Here is a 20,619-nt window from a genome sequence, read left to right as displayed (position 1 = left end):
CAGTATACCAGTCCGGAACGCTAACTTATTGAATTGTACAATAAGCGTGCAGAATCAACGCCCTGCATTTTTCATAATACGTGCTTTATCAAGCTGCCACTCACGTTCTTTTAGATCGGTGCGCTTGTCATGCTGTTTCTTACCTTTTGCTACGCCAATCTTCACTTTGCACCAGGCATTTTTCCAGTACAGAGAAAGCGCAACCACGGTGTAACCTTCACGGTTAATACGTCCGTAGAGTGAGTCCAGTTCGCGCTGATTGAGCAGCAGTTTACGGGTGCGTGTTGGATCGCAAACGTAATGAGAAGACGCCACTGTCAGCGGAGTAAAGTTTGCACCGAAGAGGAATGCTTCGCCATCTTTCAGGATCACGTAGCTGTCGCCGATGTTGGCTTTGCCTGCGCGCAGTGATTTTACTTCCCAGCCCTGCAATGCAAGACCGGCTTCGAATTCTTCTTCGATGAAATACTCATGGCGAGCACGCTTGTTAAGTGCGATGGTCGCAGAGCCAGGTTTATGTACTTTTTTCTTCGTCATAAGTGTCGTGAAGCCATAGGTAATCTGATGTCAAAAAGTCACCTCATTGCATCCTGTGAGGTCTAACGCGCTATCTTAGCACGAGATGAGGCTTAGCGTTTTTTTAACAGGTGATAAATGTTATTATTTGTCCGTTGTTTGACCCTGGAAAATGCTATGCCACAGATTAGCCGTACTGCGCTTGTTCCTTACAGCGTGGAACAGATGTATCAGTTAGTGAACGATGTTCAGTCTTATCCGCAATTTATACCGGGATGTACAGGTAGCCGGGTTCTCGAATCCGGGCCTACGCAGATGACTGCGGCTGTCGATGTCTCCAAAGCGGGGATTAGCAAAACGTTCACCACCCGTAATACGTTGACCGATAATCAGAGTATTTTGATGCATCTGGTGGATGGTCCATTTAAAACCCTGATGGGGGGCTGGAAGTTTACGCCTCTGAGTGCGGACGCGTGCCGTATCGAATTCCATCTGGACTTTGAGTTTACCAATAAGCTGATTGAGCTTGCTTTTGGTCGTATTTTCAAAGAACTGGCGTTGAACATGGTTCAGGCGTTCACCACCCGCGCGAAAGAGGTTTACAGTGTCGCTTAAGATTGCTGTAGAGGTGGTTTACGCATTGCCGGAAAAGCAGTATCTGCAGCGTGTTAAGCTGGATGAGGGCGCAACCGTTGAAGACGCGATACGTGCTTCTGGCTTGCTGGAACTTCGCGGTGATATTGATTTAGCGACGAACAAAGTCGGTATTTATAGCCGCCCGGTAAAACTTACTGATGTGGTGAAAGAGGGAGATCGGGTCGAAATTTATCGTCCATTGATTGCTGACCCGAAAGAACTGCGTCGCCAGCGTGCGGAGAAATCCGGCAAGTAATTTATGCTGCCGGGAATCAAAACGCGCGGGAAAACAAAAAAGGTGCTCAATGAGCACCTTTTTGCATTTCTGACACTGAATTATTTGGTGAGTGCAGGTTTGTTGTCGATGTTGGTCAACACACTGCTGCTATTGAAGGTCAGCGTCAGAGTTTGCTGAGTCACGTCTTCATGACCAGGTTGCTGACGAAATACATAGAACCAGGTGTTTGTGCCGAACGGATCGGACATCATTGGGGTTCCCAGTGCATAAGCGACCTGCTGTTGTGTCATACCCACGCGGATTTTAGACACATCGTTAGGGGTAAGGTAGTTCCCCTGGTTGATGTCAGGACGGTAAACCACTTTCTCCAGAGTGGAACAGCCTGCGGTCAACATCAGAAGAACCGCTGCGGCAGCGGTCAGCGTTTTACAGCGCATAGTGATTTGATTCCTTTTCGGGCCCGAGCAGTACGCGGCTCATATGTAATATGCCGATGATAATAGACCTTGCCCCACTTTGAAACCGGTCTTGCGGCGTTTTTGTTGTTCTCTATGACCCTGAGTTCCCGAAAAAGTTTATGCGGCCAAGAGTTCTTTGGCGTTAGCGAGCGTATTGCGAGTGACTTCGCTCCCACCCAACAGGCGTGCCAGCTCCTGCAAACGTGAGCGTTTATCTAATGGTTTCATATGTGTTTCGGTCATCTCGCCATCTGTTTCTTTGCTGACGATGAAGTGGTGATGGCCACACCCTGCGACTTGCGGTAAATGGGTGACACACATGACCTGTGTAGATTCTCCCAACTGACGCAATAATTTACCCACAACGGCTGCTGTTGGGCCGCTGATCCCCACATCCACTTCATCAAAAATGAGTGCGGGAGTTTCCATTTTACGGGCTGTGATGACCTGGATAGACAGGGCGATACGCGACAATTCACCCCCCGAGGCCACTTTCGAAATAGGCTGTAAAGGCTGCCCTGGGTTTGCGGTTACGCGGAATTCGATACGATCAGCACCTTCTGCCGTCAGGTGATTCTCTTCAAAACGGACATCAATTGTAAATACGCCATGCGGCATTGCCAGCGTGCGCATGCTGTCTGTTATTGTCTGGCCTAGCTCCTGGGCATAGTGCTGGCGGATATCATGCAGTTGTTTAGCCGTCGCCAGCGCCTGCTGATGATGGAGATTGACTGCAAGGGACAGGGTTTCCAGCGAGTCTGCTTGGTCATCAAGCTGCTGTTGTTCATCCAGAAGAGACTGATAAAAATTGGGTAACTCTTCTGGGGTTACGTGATGTTTACGTGCCAGCGAGATTTGACGGGAAAGACGTTGTTCAAGCTCAAACAGGCGATTAGGATCAAGATCCAGTCGTTCACAATAATGACGTAGCTCGTCACTGGCTTCGGAAATCTGAATTGCTGCCTCTTCCAGCATATCCAGTACGCCAGAAAGCTTTGTGTCCATACCTGCCAGCTCGGTCATTAACTGACGGACGGTATAGAGCTGGCTTTGCAGATTAACGTCTTCACCATCGGCTAGCATATTTAGCGCATGTTGACTGGTGGAAAGAAGGTGACCGCTATTTGCCAGGCGTTTGTATTCTTCATCAATTTGTTCAAACTCACCCGCTTGCGGGTTGAACTCATTAAGCTCTTTTAGTTGATATGCTAATAATTCCGCACGCGCAGCCCGCTCCTGGCTCTGCTGTTGGTGCTGGGCAAGCTCACGACAGCTCTGATGCCATTGACGATAGTGACCCGCCATGAGTTGAGTAAGTGCATACTCACCTGCGTAACCATCAAGCAATGCCTTTTGTTGTTCGGGTTTAATCAGTTGCTGATGGGCATGCTGTCCATGGATCTGGATGAGCAGTTGGCCGAGTTCGCGAAGTTGAGAAAGAGGTACGGCAGTGCCGTTGATGAAGCCACGAGAGCGCCCATCGCTGTTGATGACGCGGCGAAGTAAACACTCACGCCCGTCTTCCAGTTGGTTTTCTTCAAGCCAGCGTTGAGCTGCAGGAGTATCTTTCAGTGAAAAGCGAGCACAGAGATCGGCACGGTTTGCTCCCGAACGCACCATATCACCTTCAGCCCGACCACCAAGACACAGGCCAAGAGCGTCAATTGCAATAGATTTACCTGCGCCAGTTTCTCCGGTGATCGCCGTCATACCGCTATGGAAGTCGATCTCAAGTTCACGAACAATGGCAAAGTTGCTGATGGTCAGTTGTGCCAGCATAATTGCTTTTCCTGTATGAAAAACCATAACTGTGTTTTAATACAGTATAAACTGGTTTTTTATACAGTAAAGTGCTGGATGCAAAATTAGAATAATTTTTTTGACCAGCCGAGTTTTGAGCTTAACGTATTGAAATAGCTGTAATCTTTAGGGTGGATGAGATTGAGATGATAGTCGCAGCGACGAATTAATACATCTTCCCCTTCCTGAATGGGCAAGGCAATCTGACTGTCACAGCTGATTTCGAGATCGTTACGGCGATGCGAAAAGCGCAGCCGAATAGTACTGCTGCTGTTGATCACCAGTGGGCGTGCAGAGAGCGTATGCGGGAACATCGGGACCAGCGTAATGGCGTCAAGAGAAGGTGTCAGAATAGGACCTCCCGCAGAAAGAGAGTAGGCGGTGGACCCCGTCGGTGTTGAAATGATCAGCCCGTCGGAACGTTGCGAGAAGGCGAAGATTTCGTCGATGTACACTTCGAACTCAATCATGTGCGCGACTTTACCAGGGTGTAGAACCACTTCGTTAATCGCGGTGCTGAGGCGCTTCTGGCAATCCTGCTGGCATACCTGAGCCTCCAGCAAAAAACGTTTTTCGCTGATGTAGTGGCCTTCCAGCACATCCGCAAGCTGTTGCTGTGCGTTATCCGGGTCAAGGTCGGTCAGAAAACCGAGGTTGCCACGGTTAATCCCAATCACTTTGATATCATAGCGTGCCAGCGTGCGGGCTGCGCCCAGCATGTTTCCATCACCGCCAACCACAACGGCAAGGTCGGCTTGTTGGCCTATTTCCGCCAGCGTGCCGGTTTTGACGCTTTTGAGCTGAAGCTCCTGGGCGATCTGTTGTTCAACCATCACTTCATAGCCTTTGGCGGACAGCCAGCGATACAACATTTCATGTGTCGTCAACGCAGTAGGGTGACGCGGATGGCCGACGATCCCGATACACTTGAAATGATTATTCATTTTCTGGAGGTCCTTGTGCCTAATGAATGATGACAATTGGTCTTGTTCCCTTGAATCCCGGAAACTGATCCCCATAATAAGCGAAGTTAGCGAGATGAATGCAGAAAAACGCGGAGAAATTCATGAGTAGTAAAGAACAGAAAACGCCTGAGGGGCAAGCCCCGGAAGAAATTATCACGGAACAGCACGAAGACATTAAGGCTGTAGAGCCTGACGTTTCTGCTGAGCAGGTGGACCCGCGCGATGAAAAAATTGCGAATCTGGAAGCTCAGTTAGTTGAAGCCCAGAACCGCGAGCGCGATGGCATTTTGCGTATCAAAGCCGAAATGGAAAACCTGCGTCGCCGTACCGAACTGGACGTTGAAAAGGCACATAAGTTTGCACTGGAGAAGTTCATCAATGAACTGTTGCCGGTCATTGATAGCCTGGATCGTGCGCTGGAAGTGGCAGATAAAGCTAATCCGGACAATGCCCCAATGATTGAAGGCATCCAATTGACGCTGAAATCCATGCTGGATGTGGTACGTAAGTTTGGTGTGGATGTGGTGGCAGACACTAACGTTCCATTGGACCCGAACGTTCACCAGGCGATTGCTATGGTTGAATCTGAAGATGTTACCGCAGGTAATGTGCTGGGTGTGATGCAGAAAGGCTATACCCTGAACGGCCGTACCATTCGTGCTGCAATGGTCACTGTGGCGAAAGCGAAAGCGTAATTAGCCCTGTAGCGCCGGGTGTGGTTTTGCCTTACCCGGCCTACATTCTATTCAGAAATACTTTCCCGAATCGGTTTAACAGGCAAGACTTTCACTTGCTTAATCATGTTGTCCTGTACATCCAGGATATCAATATCGTATTGCTCAATACGTACTCGAGTCCCTGCTGCCGGTATCTCTTCCAGTGCCTCAAGAATCATCCCATTCATGGTACGCGCCTCATCCTCTGGCAGATGCCAGTTGAAGGCTTTGTTAAGCTCGCGAATATTGGCACTGCCATCGATGAGTACAGAACCATCGTTTTGCGGTGTGACTTCTTCGGCCAGGGAGGGGGACATAGAGGTTGTGAAATCACCAACAATTTCTTCCAGGATATCTTCAACCGTGACTAATCCCTGGATATCTCCATATTCATCCACCACCAGACCCACTTTCTTTTTATTACGCTGGAATTTGACCAACTGAGTGCTCAGCGGTGTTCCTTCCGGAACGTAATAAATTTCATCGGCTGCACGCAGCATCACCTCTTTGGTGAATTCATTTTTCTCGGTCATCAGACGATAAGCCTCGCGCACGCGTAGCATGCTGATGGCATCGTCGAGCGTGTCCCGATAAAGCACAATGCGCCCATGAGGGGAGTGCGTAAGTTGGCGGACGATAGCTTTCCAGTCGTCGTTGATGTCGATGCCCACGATTTCATTACGTGGGACCATGATGTCGTCCACGCTGACTTTCTCCAGGTCCAGCACTGACAGCAGCATGTCCTGGTTGCGGCGGGAAATTTGCGAGCGTGATTCATTAACGATAGTGCGCAGTTCGTCTTTACTGAGCGCGCCGCTGATGACGACATCGGTCTTGATACCAACCATCCGCATTAACAGACGTGTGACCATGTTAAGCAGCCAAACCAATGGCATCATCAGGACCAGAAGAGGGGCCAGCAAGAAACTGCTGGGGTAGGCGACTTTTTCTGGGTAGAGCGCTGCAATGGTCTTTGGTAATACTTCGGCAAAGACCAGCACGACAAATGTCAGCACGCCAGTGGCAATGGCGACACCCGCATTACCGTAAAGGCGCATACCCACAATCGTCCCCAGAGCAGAGGCGAGAATGTTGACCAGGTTGTTACCGATAAGGACCAAGCTAATCAGTCGATCCGGTTTTCGCAGCAGTTTTTCTACACGGCGTGCGGCACGATTACCTTGCTTCGCACGATGACGCAGCCTATAGCGGTTCAGTGTCATCATGCCGGTTTCTGAACCGGAGAAGTAAGCAGAGATGACCACCATAACGATCAACGTGACGATCAGTGTGGTGGTAGAGATGTGTTCCAGGGGGAACTCCTTTATTGCTTAGCTAGCGAGTTGCTGAATGATACGACTGCCAAAATAGGCCAGTGTCAGAAGGCCAGCACCCGCAACGTTGAACCAGACTACGCGACGCCCGCGCCAGCCTTTATGGTAATGACCCCATAAAAGAACAATATAGACAAACCATGCAATGATGGAGAGTACGGCTTTATCGATATTCTCCAGACTGAAAAGGTTCTTCATATAAAACAGGCCAGTACACAGCGTAAGCGTCAGTAACACGACGCCGATCTGGGTGATGTGAAACATTTTGCGCTCGATGACCATCAGCGGCGGCATTTCATGGTTAAAGACCAGTTTTTTGTTTTTCAACTGGTAGTCAATCCAGGCCAACTGCATTGCATACAGAGCGGCAATAATGAGCGTCGCGTATGAAAACAGTGATAACCCGATATGCACCATCATGCCTGGAGTCGTTTCCAGATGCGTGATGAACTCATTAGGAACAAAGGTGGCAAACGCCAGATTGATAAGTGCAAACGCATAGACAATCGGCAGTAACAACCAGCCCCGATTTTTGGAGGCGACAATGGTCATTACTGTGCAGATCATCAGGCTGACCAGCGAGCCCACGTTGAGCACACTTAAATTTTGCACACTCCCGTCACCCGGAATAATGCGCGATTCCAGCGCAAACGCGTGGCTGATAAGGGCAATCACGGCCGACAAAATAGCCATTCGCCGCCAGCCGCTGTTCTTTTGCAGCAGACCAGGAATGATCAGCGCAAGGCTGACAGAGTAGGCAACAAGAGCGATCAGTGCGAAAACAGGCATAGGGGTGTCGACAGTTGTCTTAATAAGAAAGAGAAGCAGTATAACGTTACGTGACGCCTGCTCCAACCGTTGCATAACAACAAAGGCGGCTTCATGTTATACTCCGGCAAAATTCTGTGTATGTGTCGCTGTGGCGGCTCAACGTTTCTACCTCAGGCGAGAGACAATGTTTGATAATTTAACCGATCGTTTGTCGCGCACGCTGCGCAACATCAGCGGCCGTGGACGCCTTACCGAAGAGAACATCAAGGAAACGCTGCGCGAAGTGCGCATGGCACTGCTGGAAGCAGATGTCGCGTTACCTGTTGTTCGTGATTTCATCAACCGCGTTAAAGAAAAAGCGGTTGGTCATGAAGTAAACAAAAGCCTGACGCCAGGTCAGGAATTCGTCAAAATTGTCCGTAACGAACTCGTTGCGGCGATGGGCGAAGAAAACCAGGTACTTAACCTGGCGGCACAGCCACCTGCCGTGGTGCTGATGGCTGGCCTGCAGGGGGCAGGTAAAACCACAAGCGTGGGTAAACTGGGTAAATTCTTGCGTGAAAAGCACAAGAAGAAAGTCCTGGTGGTTTCTGCTGACGTATACCGCCCAGCGGCGATCAAACAGTTGGAAACCCTCGCTCAGCAAGTTAGCGTGGATTTCTTCCCGTCTGATGTTGCCCAGAAGCCTGTCGATATCGTTAATGCTGCGCTGAAAGAAGCGAAGCTGAAATTCTACGACGTGCTGTTGGTGGATACCGCGGGGCGACTCCACGTCGACGAAGCGATGATGGATGAAATCAAACAGGTTCATGCTGCCATTAACCCGGTAGAGACCCTGTTTGTTGTCGATGCAATGACCGGTCAGGATGCGGCGAATACCGCAAAAGCGTTTAACGAAGCGCTGCCTTTAACCGGTGTTGTGTTGACCAAAGTGGACGGTGATGCTCGTGGTGGTGCGGCACTTTCTATCCGCCATATCACCGGCAAGCCGATTAAATTCCTCGGTGTTGGCGAAAAAACCGAAGCGCTGGAGCCGTTCCACCCGGATCGTATTGCCTCCCGTATCCTCGGGATGGGCGATGTGCTGTCGCTTATCGAAGATATCGAAAGCAAAGTCGATCGCGCGCAGGCTGAGAAGCTGGCGAACAAGCTGAAAAAAGGCGATGGCTTTGACCTGACGGACTTCCTCGAGCAGTTGCGTCAGATGAAGAATATGGGCGGAATGGCGAGTCTGATGGGTAAACTGCCCGGTATGGGACAGATCCCGGATAACGTTAAAGCGCAGATGGATGACAAAGTGCTGGTGCGTATGGAAGCGATCATTAACTCGATGACGCTGAAAGAACGTGCAAACCCAGACATCATCAAAGGCTCCCGCAAACGCCGTATCGCTGCAGGTTGCGGTATGCAGGTGCAGGACGTTAACCGTCTTCTGAAACAATTCGACGACATGCAGCGCATGATGAAGAAAATGAAGAAAGGCGGGATGGCGAAGATGATGCGCGGCATGAAAGGGATGATGCCTCCTGGATTCCCTGGCCGTTAAAAACAAGGGCATGAGGCTATCTTGTTTGCCATTTTAGTTCCGGGGTGTGCTCAACAAAACACTATAGTGTTTTGAATGCCCTTCAGGGCGAGCGGAGCGAGTAAATGCTCAAGTACAACGTGCACACTCCGCTTTCTTCGCGCACACCGGAACGAAACGGGTTGCACCGATATACGCCTTCTGCCCGTCGTTTAATGCTCAGTATCAAGATGCTGATTGCATTTTCCCCAGAAATCAGTAAAATTTTCGGGCTTTTAATATGACACCCGGGCTCCGTTCCTCGATGGGGCCCGGTTGTTTTATTCACACAAGAGGATGTTATGGTAACTATTCGTTTAGCACGTCACGGCGCGAAAAAGCGTCCGTTCTACCAGGTTGTTGTAACCGACAGCCGTAATGCACGCAACGGTCGCTTCATTGAGCGCGTTGGTTTCTTCAACCCGATCGCATCTGGTTCTGAAGAAGAAACCCGTCTGGATCTGGATCGTATCGCTCACTGGGTTGGCCAGGGCGCTACTCTGTCCGATCGCGTTGCAGCGCTGATCAAAGCCGCTAACAAAGCAGCTTAATCTGTCACGGTGGTCATGATGAGCAAGCAACACGCCGCACCAGTCCCTGTTGAACCGATCGTATTGGGGAAAATGGGTTCTACTTACGGTATCCGTGGTTGGCTCAGAGTGTTTTCCTCCACCGAAGACGCCGAAAGCATTTTTGATTACCAACCCTGGTTTATCCAGAAAGGTGGTAAGTGGGAAGAGGTCGAGCTGGAAAGCTGGCGTCACCACAATCAGGATATCGTCATTAAGCTGAAAGGCGTTGACGATCGCGATGCCGCGAATCTGCTGACCAATTGCGAAATTGTCGTTGATTCATCGCAGTTGCCGAAGCTGGATGATGGTTACTACTGGAAAGACCTTATCGGTTGCCAGGTTGTGACAACAGAAGGCTATGGTCTGGGTAAAGTCATCGATATGATGGAAACTGGATCGAATGACGTTCTCGTCATTAAGGCAAACCTGAAAGATGCGTTCGGTATCAAGGAGCGGTTGGTTCCGTTCCTCGATGGGCAGGTTATCAAGAAAGTCGATCTCGCTACTCAAACGATTGAAGTAGATTGGGATCCTGGTTTTTAAATTCTCCTGAAAACGGTAAAAGACGGCGCTATGTGGATTGGCATAATTAGCCTGTTTCCTGAAATGTTCCGCGCGATTACCGATTACGGGGTAACTGGCCGGGCAGTAAAAAATGGCCTGCTGAGCATCGAGAGCTGGAGTCCACGAGATTTCACTCATGACCGACACCGTACCGTGGATGATCGTCCTTACGGTGGCGGACCGGGGATGTTAATGATGGTGCAACCTTTACGGGATGCCATCTCAGCAGCAAGAGCCGCGGCAGGTGAAGGCGCGAAGGTGATTTATCTGTCACCTCAGGGACGCAAGCTTGATCAAGCGGGCGTGAGCGAACTGGCAGCCAGTCAGAAACTGATTCTGGTGTGCGGTCGCTACGAAGGGATAGATGAGCGCGTAATTCAGACCGAGATTGACGAAGAATGGTCTATCGGCGATTACGTTCTCAGCGGTGGTGAGTTACCGGCAATGACGCTGATTGACTCGGTTTCCCGGTTCATTCCGGGTGTACTGGGACATGAAGCTTCAGCAACGGAAGATTCCTTTGCTGATGGATTGCTGGACTGTCCACACTATACTCGTCCTGAAGTGTTGGAAGGGATGGAGGTCCCGACAGTGTTACTGTCAGGAAACCATGCCGAGATACGTCGCTGGCGTCTGAAGCAGTCGCTGGGCCGAACCTGGCTTAGAAGACCTGAACTTCTGGAAAACCTGGCTCTGACTGAAGAGCAAGCAAAGTTGCTGGCCGAGTTCAAAACTGAACACGCGCACCAGCAGCATGAACATGATGGGAAGGCGTAATACGCACCCGAATATCAGTTTACCCAGGATAAGAGATTAAATTATGAGCAACATTATTAAACAAATTGAACAAGAGCAGATGAAGCAGGACGTACCTTCCTTCCGTCCGGGTGATACCGTGGAAGTGAAAGTATGGGTTGTTGAAGGTTCCAAAAAACGTCTGCAGGCATTCGAGGGCGTGGTTATCGCTATTCGTAACCGCGGTCTGCACTCTGCATTCACTGTTCGTAAAATTTCCAACGGCGAAGGCGTTGAGCGTGTCTTCCAGACTCACTCTCCGGTAGTTGACAGCATTGCTGTTAAACGTCGTGGTGCTGTACGTAAAGCTAAACTGTACTACCTGCGTGAGCGTACTGGTAAGTCTGCTCGTATTAAAGAGCGTCTGAACTAAGATTCGCTTAAGCGACATCCTGTAAAAAGGGCTGGCCAAAAGGCTGGCCCTTTTTTTATCTAAAAACCTCCCTTGCGTTAACCGTTTTGATATAAATCATTTACAATGCTGTCGATCCTGGAGGGAGGGGCAGTGGGTAACGTATTGCATCAGTCAGTCTGGAAACGCACAGCGGCATGGGCCGCGTTGTTTGCGATCCTGCTGATCGTGATTGCTCCGCTTATCTCCATCTCGCTTCAGAAAGATCCCATGAGTGCCATGCCGGGCATGCACCACGATATGAACATGATGTCGATGGATGAGCATCATGGCGACATGCAACACTCAATGCCTGTTGATCACGCTGAAGCCTGCGGTTACTGCGTACTGTTAGCTCATGTACCGGGCATGATACTGGCGCTGATCGTGCTGCTCAGTATCGCACTGCAACGGCTTCGTCTTAAACTGCCTCGCCCGGTGGTAAGCCACTGGCATTTTTTCCCCTGGTTGTATCCTGATACCCGTGCGCCACCGCATCTGTCTGCTTTTTCCCTTTAAAAACAAAATCGATCACTTTTTACCTTAAAAAGGAAAAGTATGACTACCTGCACTTCGCGCGTGGCATGGGTAAACCTGCTGCGACGCCTCCATTTCTATGTCGGGCTATTTGTTGGTCCGTTTATTTTTTTCGCTGCGCTTACCGGCACGCTCTATGTGGCGACGCCGCAGCTAGAAGGTTATGTCTATCGCACAGCTTTACATACAGACACTTCGGGTGACGCATTGCCGCTGTCTGAGCAGATAGCCGTGGCGGAAAAAACTGTCGGTACTGGATTACGTTTACATGCGGTACGCCCCGGTCTGGCTGAAGGGGAAACGACGCGAGTGATGTTTGCTGACCCGATGCTTGGGCCATCAGAGACCCGGGCTATCTTTGTTGACCCGGTAACTCTGCAGGTTCGCGGTGATATGACGGTGTATGGCACAAGCGGTATTTTGCCGCTGCGTCAGAAAATCGATTATCTCCACAGCTCATTAATGTTGGGTGATACCGGACGGTTGTATAGTGAACTGGCAGCTTCCTGGATGTGGATAGCGGCAGTAGGGGGAATTGTATTGTGGTTTTACACCCGACCTAAACGCCGACTGAATAACCGCTTCCAGAATCGTCGACGCGTGCATATTACGTTGGGCTGGCTCCTGCTGGGGGGCATGTTACTGTTTTCGGCCACGGGTCTCACCTGGTCACAATGGGCGGGGGGCAACGTCGATAAATTGCGTGCTGAAATGAACTGGCTTACGCCTCAGGTGAATACCACGTTACACGGAACATCAGAGAACACTGATGAACATTCTGAGCATCGTGGTCATCATGGTGGGATGATGATGCCCGATATGGCGATGGATCTGACGCAGTTTGACAATGTTCTGCTCGCAGCGAGAAAGGCTGGCATTGATGCCGAGAAGCTGGAGATCCGTCCGGCGAAAATGGCAAATCAGGCGTGGACCGTTACTGAGATTGAGCGTAGCTGGCCTACGCAAGTTGATGCCGTTGCAATTGATCCCCATTCAATGCAAATCCTGGATCGCACCCAGTTCGAACATTTTCCGCTAATGGCTAAGTTGACCCGCTGGGGCGTGGATTTCCATATGGGGATTTTATTTGGCCTGGCGAATCAGTTAGTGCTCATTGCGTTTGGAATAGCACTGTGTGTTCTGATTATCTGGGGATATCGAATGTGGTGGATGCGTCGTCCGGCCCAGTCGGTGGCAAGCCCCGTGCAGACGCTTTGCCAGAGTTGGCTGGCATTACCATTGGCAGGGCGGAGTATGACGGTCGTTGTCTGCGCGCTGCTGGGGTTAGCCCTTCCGGTGATGGGCGCGAGTCTGGCACTGCTCATGCTGATTGACTGGCTACGCTGGCGAGCGGCATCAACTGTGTCGCTCACCGAATCATCCGCTAAATAACGTTATGGCGTGCTGATGACCACCGCAACCCGGCGGTTTTCAGCGCGGCCTTGCGAAGTGCTGTTACTGGCAACGGGATATTTTTTACCTAATCCCTGTGTGGTGAGGTTACTGCGCGGGATATTGGCCCCTTTTGCCCAGGTATCGGCGACGACGTTTGCACGTTTGAGTGATAACGCTTCGTTGTAGCCATCTTCACCATAGTTGTCAGTATGGCCGTCCATCCGGGCATGAGTTAAGCCCGTAGTGGCAAGCTGCTTCGCCATAGACTGGATCTGTTGCTCACTCTCAGGGCGGATCTGCGCCTCATTTTTACCGAAGAGGATTTTATCTGACAGCCCCAGTGACCAGTCGCCGTTGGTCTCATTGAACCCATATGATTTCATTGCGGCGATTTGTTCTGGAGTAAATTTGCCGGTAGGGGGAGTCTGGCAACCCGCCAGGATCAGTGATGTGAGTAAAAAAGGTGCGAGGTATCGCTTTAACATATCGTATTCCTTTCTAAGATATTGTTTTTGAACTCTGGTTTTTGACCAGGTACATATTGCGGTCGGCTTGCTCCAGTAATGCTTCCACAGAGGCATTTTCCCACGCCAGAGCTGAACCAATGCTGAGTGACATCGATGCTGTATGCCCGTTATGCAAATCAAACGGACGAATAAACTGCTGCGACAGTGCAATACAAATGTTGTGAACTTCAAGTTCAGAGTGTACGCCATACAGGATCATCGCAAACTCATCTCCGCCAAGACGGTACGATTGATGGCGTTTGTCACCAAATTCCACCATCCGGCTGGCCACTTCAATGAGTACGCAGTCGCCTGCTGCATGGCCCCAGGTGTCATTGATAAATTTAAAGTTATCGCCATCGAGAAAAAGCAGGGCAGAGTTAACCTTTGCTGACGAATCATTCATTAAGGCTGCAATACTGTTGCGAAATGCTGCCCGGTTAGCAAGGCCAGTAAGCGGGTCGTGCATAGCGGTACGAAGTAATTGGGCGTTTTTTGCCTGTAACTTGAGCTGCCATTCTTCCATTTCGTCCAGCAGACTATTGAAGTCTTCGCCAAAACGGTGGAATTCCTCAATACGTCCTTCCTTCACTCGGCGCGAGAAATTACGGTTTGTGCGCACATCGTGGACAACATCGGTGATGTTTTGTATTGCTGTCACCATGCCATGGTGCAGAGAACGTGTGATAGTGAGCGCGACAACTGAGGCGAAAAGAATACAGCCGGTCAAAACCGCAAACGACATCCAGATAAAGTGGCCGATCAAACTATCGCGAGCGGTAAGGCGGATTTCACCAATGGTGTTGCCATTGTGCAGGACCGGTTGCGAAACGGGAGTCGGGAACAGCCAGCGGCTGACCAGTGCACCGAGAGTGTCCGTATTTTCTTCCGGGTTCCATGACCAGTAAGCAAAGCGTTTTTTATGAGTATCGAGGACTTCCGCCACGGCGAATTGCCCTTGCTTGCCGAGAGCAGCCAGAGTTTCATTTGCCGCCAGTGAGTCATTGAAAACCAGCGAAGCTTCAAGGCTATGGCTCATTGTTGCACCAGTTAATTCGAGATTTTTTTGCGCATATTGCTTCAACGTCACTACAGATGCAAAACAAAGCAAGAGCCAGATAAGCGTCATTGTGATGATGACGCTTATCATGCTGATACGCCGCAACGTTCTTTTAAACGTTGGACGTGGCGTTGAAGTGAAGTCCTTATTCATGCTTCGAATTCCGTGCAAGCATTAATACATCCGGATTGACTCTTACACCGCTACGAGACAGTGCATCCAGATTTACGGAAAATCTAACCCGGTTGTTATCTATTATCATGCAAAATGCACTGCCAATAAGACATTCTGGAGTTTGCTCTGAGATTAATAGCAGGGGTCTGCCCTGATATTTACTTATTAATTCAAGCTGGTCAGATGGCGATTCAGCGCCGAAATAAATAGCATCGCAAGTTGCAGACAGCGCTTCTTGATCATTATTCACGATCGTTGGTGTATAAGGTAACAAGGTTTGCCCATCTTCACTAGTAAGTGCTTGCACATAGTGAGAAGAGGCAAAAACACAGAGTTTGGGCTGTCCAGAAAGGGATGGCCACCGCGTATAGCTTACAATCCCAGACACAATTGAACGCACCGATTTATCGGTTTCCGTCAGCGTTCCGGCTGTTGCGGGGCTCGCACTAACAAACAGCATCAGCACCAGAGTGAGTCGGTACAAAGAGATCAAGAATGATTTTCTCACCAGAATCCGCCACGCCGCTCTGGAAATAGATGTCCTTAAGAGTTGTCGGCAGAATACCATTGTTTATCAAGGCCGTCATTATGTCAGGAATGTAACTGAATTGACTTAGGTTAAATCTTACAGTTGCATTTATTCAGATGGTTACAGATAAAATTAATTAAGCCTGCTGGCTTTCAAGCTTTCATCCATCCCTTGTTGCCATGCTTCACGTAGTTTTGCGGTGTTTTCTGCTGTATCGCAGGTGGCCGGGAATGATTTTCCTGCTAAACCCCAGGCATGAATAAATCCTTCTTCGCACACTTTTTTCTGTCCATCCGCATATCCGCGAAGATATTCACTACGATTCACATTTGGATCGTTAAAATTATCGGCCAGGACCTGGTTATCTTTAACGGCTGTTCCGTTCATTGCCTCTTCTTTACCCGCATTAAACCAGTTGGTGCTCGTCCAGTTTGGTTGAAATGTATAAGGGTTAATCTGGCAACCGGATAACAACAGTGCAAGTAATGTGACAGGGATCGAACGCATAGAGATCTCCTTTTTTATTTAGCATAGCCTGGTGAGAAAAAAGAGTGAGTGTAACTTTATGTTTACATGTATAAGGGTTGTTTTTTGATGAAAATCGCTTGATGTAAATTATTGTTTACGTATTTCGGATTGAAATCTTTACTTTGTGTGGTATTGTGGAAGCACCTCTTAGAGGAAAACAACTATCGCAAACGAGCTTTACAGGATCGCCATCATGCAAAAAGACGCGCTGAACAACGTACATATTACTGACGAACAGGTTTTGATTACTCCGGATCAACTGAAAGCGGAATTCCCGCTGAGTGTGGAGCAGGAGGCGCAAATTGAGCTTTCCCGCCAGACCATCTCTGACATCATTGCAGGGCGCGATCCGCGTCTGCTGGTGGTGTGTGGTCCTTGCTCCATTCACGATCCTGAAACCGCGATTGAATATGCTCGTCGATTTAAAGCATTAGCAGCTGAGGTCAGCGATAGCCTCTATCTGGTGATGCGCGTCTATTTTGAAAAGCCTCGTACAACCGTTGGCTGGAAAGGGTTGATTAACGATCCGCACATGGATGGCTCGTTTGATGTGGAAGCTGGTCTGAAAATTGCGCGCCAACTGTTGGTTGAACTGGTCAATATGGGGCTGCCACTGGCAACAGAAGCGCTTGATCCGAATAGTCCGCAGTACCTGGGCGATCTGTTTAGCTGGTCGGCTATTGGTGCGCGTACCACTGAATCGCAAACTCACCGCGAAATGGCATCTGGTTTGTCTATGCCGGTTGGTTTTAAAAACGGCACAGATGGTAGTCTGGCGACGGCAATTAACGCCATGCGCGCCGCGGCGATGCCACACCGCTTTGTCGGCATTAACCAGGCGGGGCAAGTGTGCCTGCTGCAAACGCAGGGCAACCCGGATGGTCATGTGATCCTGCGTGGCGGTAAAGCACCAAACTACAGCCCAGCGGATGTTGCCCAGTGTGAAAAAGAGATGGAACAGGCGGGACTGCGCCCGTCGCTGATGGTAGATTGCAGCCATGGCAACTCAAATAAAGATTACCGCCGTCAGCCTGCTGTTGCGGAATCTGTTGTGGCACAAATCAAGGATGGTAATCGCTCCATTATCGGGTTAATGATTGAGAGCAATATCCATGAAGGCAATCAGTCATCTGAACAACCGCGCAGCGCGATGAAACAGGGTGTATCGGTGACAGATGCCTGCATTAGCTGGGAAGCGACTGATGCGCTGCTGCGTGAGATTCATAAAGATTTAAACGGCCAGCTGGCGGCGCGCCTGGCTTAAGAGGTTAGTTATGGTTGCTGAATTGACCGCGTTACGCGATCAAATTGATGAAGTTGATAAGGCGTTGCTGGATTTGCTGGCGCGTCGTATGGCCCTGGTCGCTGAAGTGGGCGAGGTCAAAAGTAAATATGGCCTGCCGATCTATGTGCCGGAACGTGAGGCATCAATGTTGGCGTCACGCCGTAAAGAAGCGCAGGCATTGGGTGTTTCACCTGACTTGATCGAAGATGTCCTGCGCCGCGTGATGCGTGAGTCCTACTCCAGCGAGAATGACAAAGGATTCAAAACCCTCTGTCCTTCTCTGCGCCCGGTAGTCATTGTCGGTGGTGGTGGTCAGATGGGGCGTCTGTTTGAAAAGATGCTCATGCTGTCTGGTTACCAGGTACGGATTGTTGAGAAAGATGACTGGGCCCGCGCACCGGAATTAATGGCAGATGCGGGCATGGTGATTGTCAGCGTACCGATTCATGTGACTGAGCAAATTATTGAGAAACTGCCTCCGCTGCCGGAAGATTGCATTCTGGTTGATTTGGCATCGGTCAAAAATGGTCCGCTGCAGGCAATGCTGGCAGCCCATACTGGCCCAGTGCTTGGTCTGCATCCGATGTTCGGTCCGGACAGTGGCAGCCTTGCCAAACAGGTGGTGGTGTACTGTGATGGCCGTCAGCCAGAGGCTTATCAGTGGTTCCTGGAACAAATTCAGGTCTGGGGCGCGCGTTTACACCGGATCAGTGCGGTGGAACACGACCAGAACATGGCGTTTATCCAGGCATTACGTCACTTTGCAACCTTTGCATATGGGTTGCATCTGGCAGAGGAAAACGTACAGCTTGAACAACTTCTGGCGCTTTCCTCACCAATCTATCGGCTTGAGTTGGCGATGGTTGGCCGCCTGTTCGCGCAAGATCCGCAACTGTATGCGGACATTATTATGTCGTCAGAAAACAACCTTGCGTTAATCAAGCGCTATTACCAGCGATTTGGAGAGGCTATCACCTTACTTGAGCATGGCGACAAGCAGGCGTTTATCGACAGCTTCCGTAAAGTCGAGCACTGGTTTGGCGATTATGCGCAGAGATTCCAGAGTGAGAGCCGCACATTGTTGCGACAGGCAAATGACAGTCGCCAGTAATCCGATGATGTATATACTAAAAGCCAGCAATGCTGGCTTTTTTCATTTTGGGGTACTGTCATGGTTGAACCGCAACTGCTGTTGAATTACACCGGACATCTTCCGGAGTGCCCGATCTGGAGTGCGGAAGAGAATGCGCTCTATTGGGCGGATATCCTGGAAGGGGAGATCCATCGTTATCATCTGCCTACATCAGAGCACGATATATTATCTTTTCCTGAAGAGGTCGGATGTTTTGCGTTGCGAGAGCGTGGTGGTTTTATTGTCGCGATGCGAAATGCTATCTGGCTGACCGATAAGCATGGTCTGATGCAGCGCAAAGTGTGCGACAACCCGTCGAATCCGCAGCTTGCGCGTTTCAATGATGGGGGAACCGATCTCCGGGGGCGCTTTTACGCAGGAACATTCTGGGGGCCGGGAGATTACAACGGCGCGATGTTGATGCGAATCGATAACGATCTGACGCCTAAAGTTATTCAGTGTGATATTCATGGTCATAATGGTCTGGCATTTAGTTATGACCATCAATGGATGTTCACGTCTGATACACCGAATGGCGTTATATATCGAACCCCACTTGATGAACAGGGAGAACCTGGCAGACGCGAAGTATTCCGGCAGTTCAGGGAAGGTGAGGGGATACCGGACGGTGCAGCTATGGATACGGAAGGTTGCTACTGGAGCGCGTTATTTGATGGCTGGCGCATTGCGCGCTTCTCACCGCAAGGAGAGCAGCTTGAAGAGTACCGTTTGCCGGTGCGTTGTCCGACAATGGTCTGCTTTGGCGGAGAGGATATGAAAACGCTGTTTATCACCACGACGCGGGAAAATATGACCAGAGATGAGGTGGTGAGATATCCGCTATCTGGCGCGATCTTCACCCTGCCAGTGAGCGTGGCAGGGATGAAGAAAAGCCGTTTTATCGAACGTTAAGCGGGATCAACCGGAACAACGTTTTCACCTGGGTAGCAACCCAGAACTTTCATTGACCGGGTGATTTCGCCCAATTCCCTCAGCGCATTTTGCATGGATGCCGACTGCAGGTTGGCCTGGATATCGAGATAAAACATCTCTTCCCAGGGGTTGCCGTTAATGGGGCGCGATTCCAGTTTGGTCATGATCAGATTGTGATTGCGCAGGACCAACAGGGCTTCAACCAGAGCTCCTGCTTGCTGCCCGGTTGCCATCAACAGGGTGGTTTTAGCCGGAACCTGATCGGACACATTAATGGCTTTGCGCGCGAGAACCACAAAGCGCGTGATGTTTTGTGTCTGATTCGCCAGATTGCGTTCCAGGACCTGCAAACCATACAGTGCTCCACCGGCTTCGCTGCCAAGGGCGGCGACTGTCGGCGAGTTCACTTGTGCCACTTTTTCCATTGCTGCCGAGGTGCTTTCGGTGTACTCAATTTTCCAGTGCGGGTAGCGGTTCAGGAACTGACTGCACTGCTGGAAAGGTTGCGGATGGCTGTAAATAGTTTCGATTGTACTGAGATCGGTTGAACCGGATACCAGTACGCAATGATCAATCGGGATAGTCAGTTCGCCAACCAATGACAGGCTGGTGTGTTGTAGCAAGTCATAAACATCATTAATGGCTCCGGAACTGGTGTTCTCAATTGGGACTACAGCGTAATCAGCTTGTCCGGTCTCAACCTGATTGAAAATATCAGCAAACTTTGCGCAACCGCTCTCGATGAACTCTTCAAAATGACGTGCAGCATACTGACGTGCGGCAAGGTGAGAATAGGAACCTTTAGGCCCCAGAAATGCGATGCGAGCGGAGTGTGGGTTGGTTTTGTTCAGATGCTGCTGGAGCAGTGCCTGTTGGGTCAGAACGGAATCTTCAATGATAAGCTGGAACAGTCGGGTAATGTAATGGGCATCAAGATGGTGAGCCTTACCAAGCTGAATAAGACGGTCCAGCAAATCGCGCTCACGGTCGATATCGCGTACTGGGCGATGGGAGTCCAGCTTAGCTTTACCCACTTCGACGGCGAGAGTACGACGTTCTGCCAGCAACGCCAGTAATTTCTCATCCAGCGCACTGATTTTTACTCGCAGATCCAGTAACGGGTTTTCCGGTGTCATAGTGTTGCCTGTCTCGTTTATAGTTATCAATAAAAAAGGCCCCCCGGTTTGGGAGGCCTTGTTGTTCGTCTTCGCATTCTTTAT

Annotated in this window: 24 protein-coding genes and 1 other annotated feature (1 of these 25 cut by a window edge); of the genes, 13 read left to right on the top strand and 11 right to left on the bottom strand. The window is 50.1% G+C overall.

Annotation, left to right across the window (positions count from 1 at the left end; translation table 11 throughout):
* Window positions 1-54: 54 nt before the first annotated feature.
* The gene (smpB, locus tag HV346_RS17095; protein ID WP_181620450.1) at window positions 55-537 is read right to left on the bottom strand and encodes an SsrA-binding protein SmpB; all 483 of its coding nucleotides are present in this window, start codon (window positions 535-537) and stop codon (window positions 55-57) included.
* A 156-nt stretch (window positions 538-693) separates the two neighbouring features.
* Between smpB and HV346_RS17090 the strand changes: the two genes are divergently transcribed.
* Both HV346_RS17090 and HV346_RS17085 read left to right on the top strand, forming a co-directional pair.
* Window positions 694-1,131: a type II toxin-antitoxin system RatA family toxin gene (locus HV346_RS17090; protein ID WP_203452640.1), complete on the top strand. Its 438-nt coding sequence runs from the start codon at window positions 694-696 to the stop codon at window positions 1,129-1,131.
* The gene (locus HV346_RS17085; RefSeq protein WP_181620448.1) at window positions 1,121-1,408 is read left to right on the top strand and encodes an RnfH family protein; all 288 of its coding nucleotides are present in this window, start codon (window positions 1,121-1,123) and stop codon (window positions 1,406-1,408) included. The genes HV346_RS17090 and HV346_RS17085 overlap by 11 nt, the downstream gene beginning before the upstream one ends.
* An 80-nt stretch (window positions 1,409-1,488) precedes the next feature.
* Here HV346_RS17085 and bamE read toward each other — a convergent pair whose 3' ends face one another.
* The 3 genes from bamE to nadK form a co-directional block, all read right to left on the bottom strand.
* On the bottom strand, window positions 1,489-1,827 hold the full coding sequence (bamE, locus tag HV346_RS17080; protein WP_181620447.1) for an outer membrane protein assembly factor BamE: 339 nt from the start codon (window positions 1,825-1,827) through the stop codon (window positions 1,489-1,491).
* A 138-nt stretch (window positions 1,828-1,965) separates the two neighbouring features.
* On the bottom strand, window positions 1,966-3,627 hold the full coding sequence (recN, locus tag HV346_RS17075; RefSeq protein ID WP_181620446.1) for a DNA repair protein RecN: 1,662 nt from the start codon (window positions 3,625-3,627) through the stop codon (window positions 1,966-1,968).
* A gap of 86 nt (window positions 3,628-3,713) precedes the next feature.
* Complete coding sequence (nadK, locus tag HV346_RS17070) at window positions 3,714-4,592, bottom strand: NAD(+) kinase (RefSeq protein ID WP_181620445.1); 879 nt, start codon at window positions 4,590-4,592, stop codon at window positions 3,714-3,716.
* A 122-nt stretch (window positions 4,593-4,714) separates the two neighbouring features.
* On the opposite strand from nadK, the gene grpE reads away from it, so the two are divergent.
* Window positions 4,715-5,308, top strand: coding sequence for a nucleotide exchange factor GrpE (grpE, locus tag HV346_RS17065; RefSeq protein WP_181620444.1), 594 nt, complete (start codon window positions 4,715-4,717; stop codon window positions 5,306-5,308).
* Window positions 5,309-5,355: 47 nt separating this feature from the next.
* Here the strand turns inward: grpE and HV346_RS17060 are convergent, their stop codons facing one another.
* Entirely contained in the window at window positions 5,356-6,642 is a 1,287-nt protein-coding gene (locus HV346_RS17060) for an HlyC/CorC family transporter (RefSeq protein ID WP_181623819.1), read from the bottom strand.
* A gap of 18 nt (window positions 6,643-6,660) precedes the next feature.
* A complete protein-coding gene (locus HV346_RS17055; protein ID WP_181620443.1) occupies window positions 6,661-7,452 on the bottom strand; it encodes an inner membrane protein YpjD in 792 nt (263 codons plus the stop codon).
* A 166-nt stretch (window positions 7,453-7,618) separates the two neighbouring features.
* Here HV346_RS17055 and ffh point away from each other — a divergent pair, with 166 nt between their 5' ends.
* The 7 genes from ffh (at window position 7,619) to HV346_RS17020 (ending at window position 13,249) form a co-directional block, all read left to right on the top strand.
* Window positions 7,619-8,980 carry a signal recognition particle protein gene (ffh, locus tag HV346_RS17050; RefSeq protein WP_181620442.1) on the top strand — a complete coding sequence of 454 codons (1,362 nt, stop codon included), beginning with the start codon at window positions 7,619-7,621 and terminating at the stop codon, window positions 8,978-8,980.
* Window positions 8,981-9,300: 320 nt separating this feature from the next.
* The gene (rpsP, locus tag HV346_RS17045) at window positions 9,301-9,549 is read left to right on the top strand and encodes a 30S ribosomal protein S16 (protein WP_181620441.1); all 249 of its coding nucleotides are present in this window, start codon (window positions 9,301-9,303) and stop codon (window positions 9,547-9,549) included.
* An 18-nt stretch (window positions 9,550-9,567) separates the two neighbouring features.
* The gene (gene rimM / locus HV346_RS17040; protein ID WP_166717700.1) at window positions 9,568-10,113 is read left to right on the top strand and encodes a ribosome maturation factor RimM; all 546 of its coding nucleotides are present in this window, start codon (window positions 9,568-9,570) and stop codon (window positions 10,111-10,113) included.
* 30 nt (window positions 10,114-10,143) lie between these two features.
* The gene (trmD, locus tag HV346_RS17035) at window positions 10,144-10,911 is read left to right on the top strand and encodes a tRNA (guanosine(37)-N1)-methyltransferase TrmD (RefSeq protein ID WP_181620440.1); all 768 of its coding nucleotides are present in this window, start codon (window positions 10,144-10,146) and stop codon (window positions 10,909-10,911) included.
* A gap of 43 nt (window positions 10,912-10,954) precedes the next feature.
* Window positions 10,955-11,302, top strand: coding sequence for a 50S ribosomal protein L19 (rplS, locus tag HV346_RS17030; protein ID WP_006178051.1), 348 nt, complete (start codon window positions 10,955-10,957; stop codon window positions 11,300-11,302).
* 132 nt (window positions 11,303-11,434) lie between these two features.
* Complete coding sequence (locus HV346_RS17025; RefSeq protein ID WP_181620439.1) at window positions 11,435-11,839, top strand: DUF2946 domain-containing protein; 405 nt, start codon at window positions 11,435-11,437, stop codon at window positions 11,837-11,839.
* Between the two features lie 39 nt (window positions 11,840-11,878).
* Window positions 11,879-13,249: a PepSY-associated TM helix domain-containing protein gene (locus HV346_RS17020; RefSeq protein WP_181620438.1), complete on the top strand. Its 1,371-nt coding sequence runs from the start codon at window positions 11,879-11,881 to the stop codon at window positions 13,247-13,249.
* Window positions 13,250-13,251: 2 nt separating this feature from the next.
* Here HV346_RS17020 and HV346_RS17015 read toward each other — a convergent pair whose 3' ends face one another.
* From HV346_RS17015 to HV346_RS17000, 4 genes are all read right to left on the bottom strand, one after another.
* The gene (locus HV346_RS17015; RefSeq protein WP_181620437.1) at window positions 13,252-13,737 is read right to left on the bottom strand and encodes an OmpA family protein; all 486 of its coding nucleotides are present in this window, start codon (window positions 13,735-13,737) and stop codon (window positions 13,252-13,254) included.
* Between the two features lie 13 nt (window positions 13,738-13,750).
* The gene (gene dgcN / locus HV346_RS17010) at window positions 13,751-14,971 is read right to left on the bottom strand and encodes a diguanylate cyclase DgcN (protein WP_181620436.1); all 1,221 of its coding nucleotides are present in this window, start codon (window positions 14,969-14,971) and stop codon (window positions 13,751-13,753) included.
* A complete protein-coding gene (locus HV346_RS17005; protein WP_181620435.1) occupies window positions 14,964-15,500 on the bottom strand; it encodes a YfiR family protein in 537 nt (178 codons plus the stop codon). The genes dgcN and HV346_RS17005 overlap by 8 nt, the downstream gene beginning before the upstream one ends.
* 153 nt (window positions 15,501-15,653) lie before the next feature.
* Window positions 15,654-16,028, bottom strand: a complete 375-nt coding sequence (locus HV346_RS17000) for a DUF2799 domain-containing protein (protein WP_181620434.1) — start codon at window positions 16,026-16,028, stop codon at window positions 15,654-15,656.
* 214 nt (window positions 16,029-16,242) lie between these two features.
* Here HV346_RS17000 and aroF point away from each other — a divergent pair, with 214 nt between their 5' ends.
* Genes aroF through HV346_RS16985 form a run of 3 tightly spaced genes read left to right on the top strand, consistent with a single transcriptional unit; the run spans window position 16,243 to window position 19,378 of the window.
* Complete coding sequence (gene aroF / locus HV346_RS16995; protein ID WP_181620433.1) at window positions 16,243-17,313, top strand: 3-deoxy-7-phosphoheptulonate synthase AroF; 1,071 nt, start codon at window positions 16,243-16,245, stop codon at window positions 17,311-17,313.
* 10 nt (window positions 17,314-17,323) lie between these two features.
* Window positions 17,324-18,445, top strand: a complete 1,122-nt coding sequence (tyrA, locus tag HV346_RS16990; protein ID WP_181620432.1) for a bifunctional chorismate mutase/prephenate dehydrogenase — start codon at window positions 17,324-17,326, stop codon at window positions 18,443-18,445.
* A gap of 60 nt (window positions 18,446-18,505) precedes the next feature.
* Entirely contained in the window at window positions 18,506-19,378 is an 873-nt protein-coding gene (locus HV346_RS16985; protein ID WP_181620431.1) for an SMP-30/gluconolactonase/LRE family protein, read from the top strand.
* Here HV346_RS16985 and pheA read toward each other — a convergent pair.
* The gene (gene pheA / locus HV346_RS16980; RefSeq protein ID WP_181620430.1) at window positions 19,375-20,535 is read right to left on the bottom strand and encodes a bifunctional chorismate mutase/prephenate dehydratase; all 1,161 of its coding nucleotides are present in this window, start codon (window positions 20,533-20,535) and stop codon (window positions 19,375-19,377) included. The genes HV346_RS16985 and pheA overlap by 4 nt on opposite strands.
* 29 nt (window positions 20,536-20,564) lie before the next feature.
* Window positions 20,565-20,619, bottom strand: a sequence feature (Phe leader region); it runs 71 nt beyond the window's last position.

It is taken from the genome of Enterobacter sp. RHBSTW-00994, from assembly GCF_013782625.1.
Taxonomy (GTDB): Bacteria; Pseudomonadota; Gammaproteobacteria; order Enterobacterales; family Enterobacteriaceae; genus Enterobacter.
The sequence above is the reverse complement of the archived record's forward strand: the minus strand, read 5'-3'. Positions and strand labels throughout refer to the sequence as shown.

Excerpts from the sequence above, each read along its gene's own strand:
- smpB (WP_181620450.1), bottom strand. The coding sequence starts at position 537 with ATGACGAAGAAAAAAGTACATAAACCTGGCTCTGCGACCATCGCACTT.
- HV346_RS17090 (WP_203452640.1), top strand. The coding sequence starts at position 694 with ATGCCACAGATTAGCCGTACTGCGCTTGTTCCTTACAGCGTGGAACAG.
- bamE (WP_181620447.1), bottom strand. The coding sequence starts at position 1,827 with ATGCGCTGTAAAACGCTGACCGCTGCCGCAGCGGTTCTTCTGATGTTG.
- recN (WP_181620446.1), bottom strand. The coding sequence starts at position 3,627 with ATGCTGGCACAACTGACCATCAGCAACTTTGCCATTGTTCGTGAACTT.
- nadK (WP_181620445.1), bottom strand. The coding sequence starts at position 4,592 with ATGAATAATCATTTCAAGTGTATCGGGATCGTCGGCCATCCGCGTCAC.
- grpE (WP_181620444.1), top strand. The coding sequence starts at position 4,715 with ATGAGTAGTAAAGAACAGAAAACGCCTGAGGGGCAAGCCCCGGAAGAA.
- HV346_RS17055 (WP_181620443.1), bottom strand. The coding sequence starts at position 7,452 with ATGCCTGTTTTCGCACTGATCGCTCTTGTTGCCTACTCTGTCAGCCTT.
- ffh (WP_181620442.1), top strand. The coding sequence starts at position 7,619 with ATGTTTGATAATTTAACCGATCGTTTGTCGCGCACGCTGCGCAACATC.
- rpsP (WP_181620441.1), top strand. The coding sequence starts at position 9,301 with ATGGTAACTATTCGTTTAGCACGTCACGGCGCGAAAAAGCGTCCGTTC.
- rimM (WP_166717700.1), top strand. The coding sequence starts at position 9,568 with ATGAGCAAGCAACACGCCGCACCAGTCCCTGTTGAACCGATCGTATTG.
- trmD (WP_181620440.1), top strand. The coding sequence starts at position 10,144 with ATGTGGATTGGCATAATTAGCCTGTTTCCTGAAATGTTCCGCGCGATT.
- rplS (WP_006178051.1), top strand. The coding sequence starts at position 10,955 with ATGAGCAACATTATTAAACAAATTGAACAAGAGCAGATGAAGCAGGAC.
- HV346_RS17020 (WP_181620438.1), top strand. The coding sequence starts at position 11,879 with ATGACTACCTGCACTTCGCGCGTGGCATGGGTAAACCTGCTGCGACGC.
- HV346_RS17015 (WP_181620437.1), bottom strand. The coding sequence starts at position 13,737 with ATGTTAAAGCGATACCTCGCACCTTTTTTACTCACATCACTGATCCTG.
- dgcN (WP_181620436.1), bottom strand. The coding sequence starts at position 14,971 with ATGAATAAGGACTTCACTTCAACGCCACGTCCAACGTTTAAAAGAACG.
- HV346_RS17000 (WP_181620434.1), bottom strand. The coding sequence starts at position 16,028 with ATGCGTTCGATCCCTGTCACATTACTTGCACTGTTGTTATCCGGTTGC.
- aroF (WP_181620433.1), top strand. The coding sequence starts at position 16,243 with ATGCAAAAAGACGCGCTGAACAACGTACATATTACTGACGAACAGGTT.
- tyrA (WP_181620432.1), top strand. The coding sequence starts at position 17,324 with ATGGTTGCTGAATTGACCGCGTTACGCGATCAAATTGATGAAGTTGAT.
- HV346_RS16985 (WP_181620431.1), top strand. The coding sequence starts at position 18,506 with ATGGTTGAACCGCAACTGCTGTTGAATTACACCGGACATCTTCCGGAG.
- pheA (WP_181620430.1), bottom strand. The coding sequence starts at position 20,535 with ATGACACCGGAAAACCCGTTACTGGATCTGCGAGTAAAAATCAGTGCG.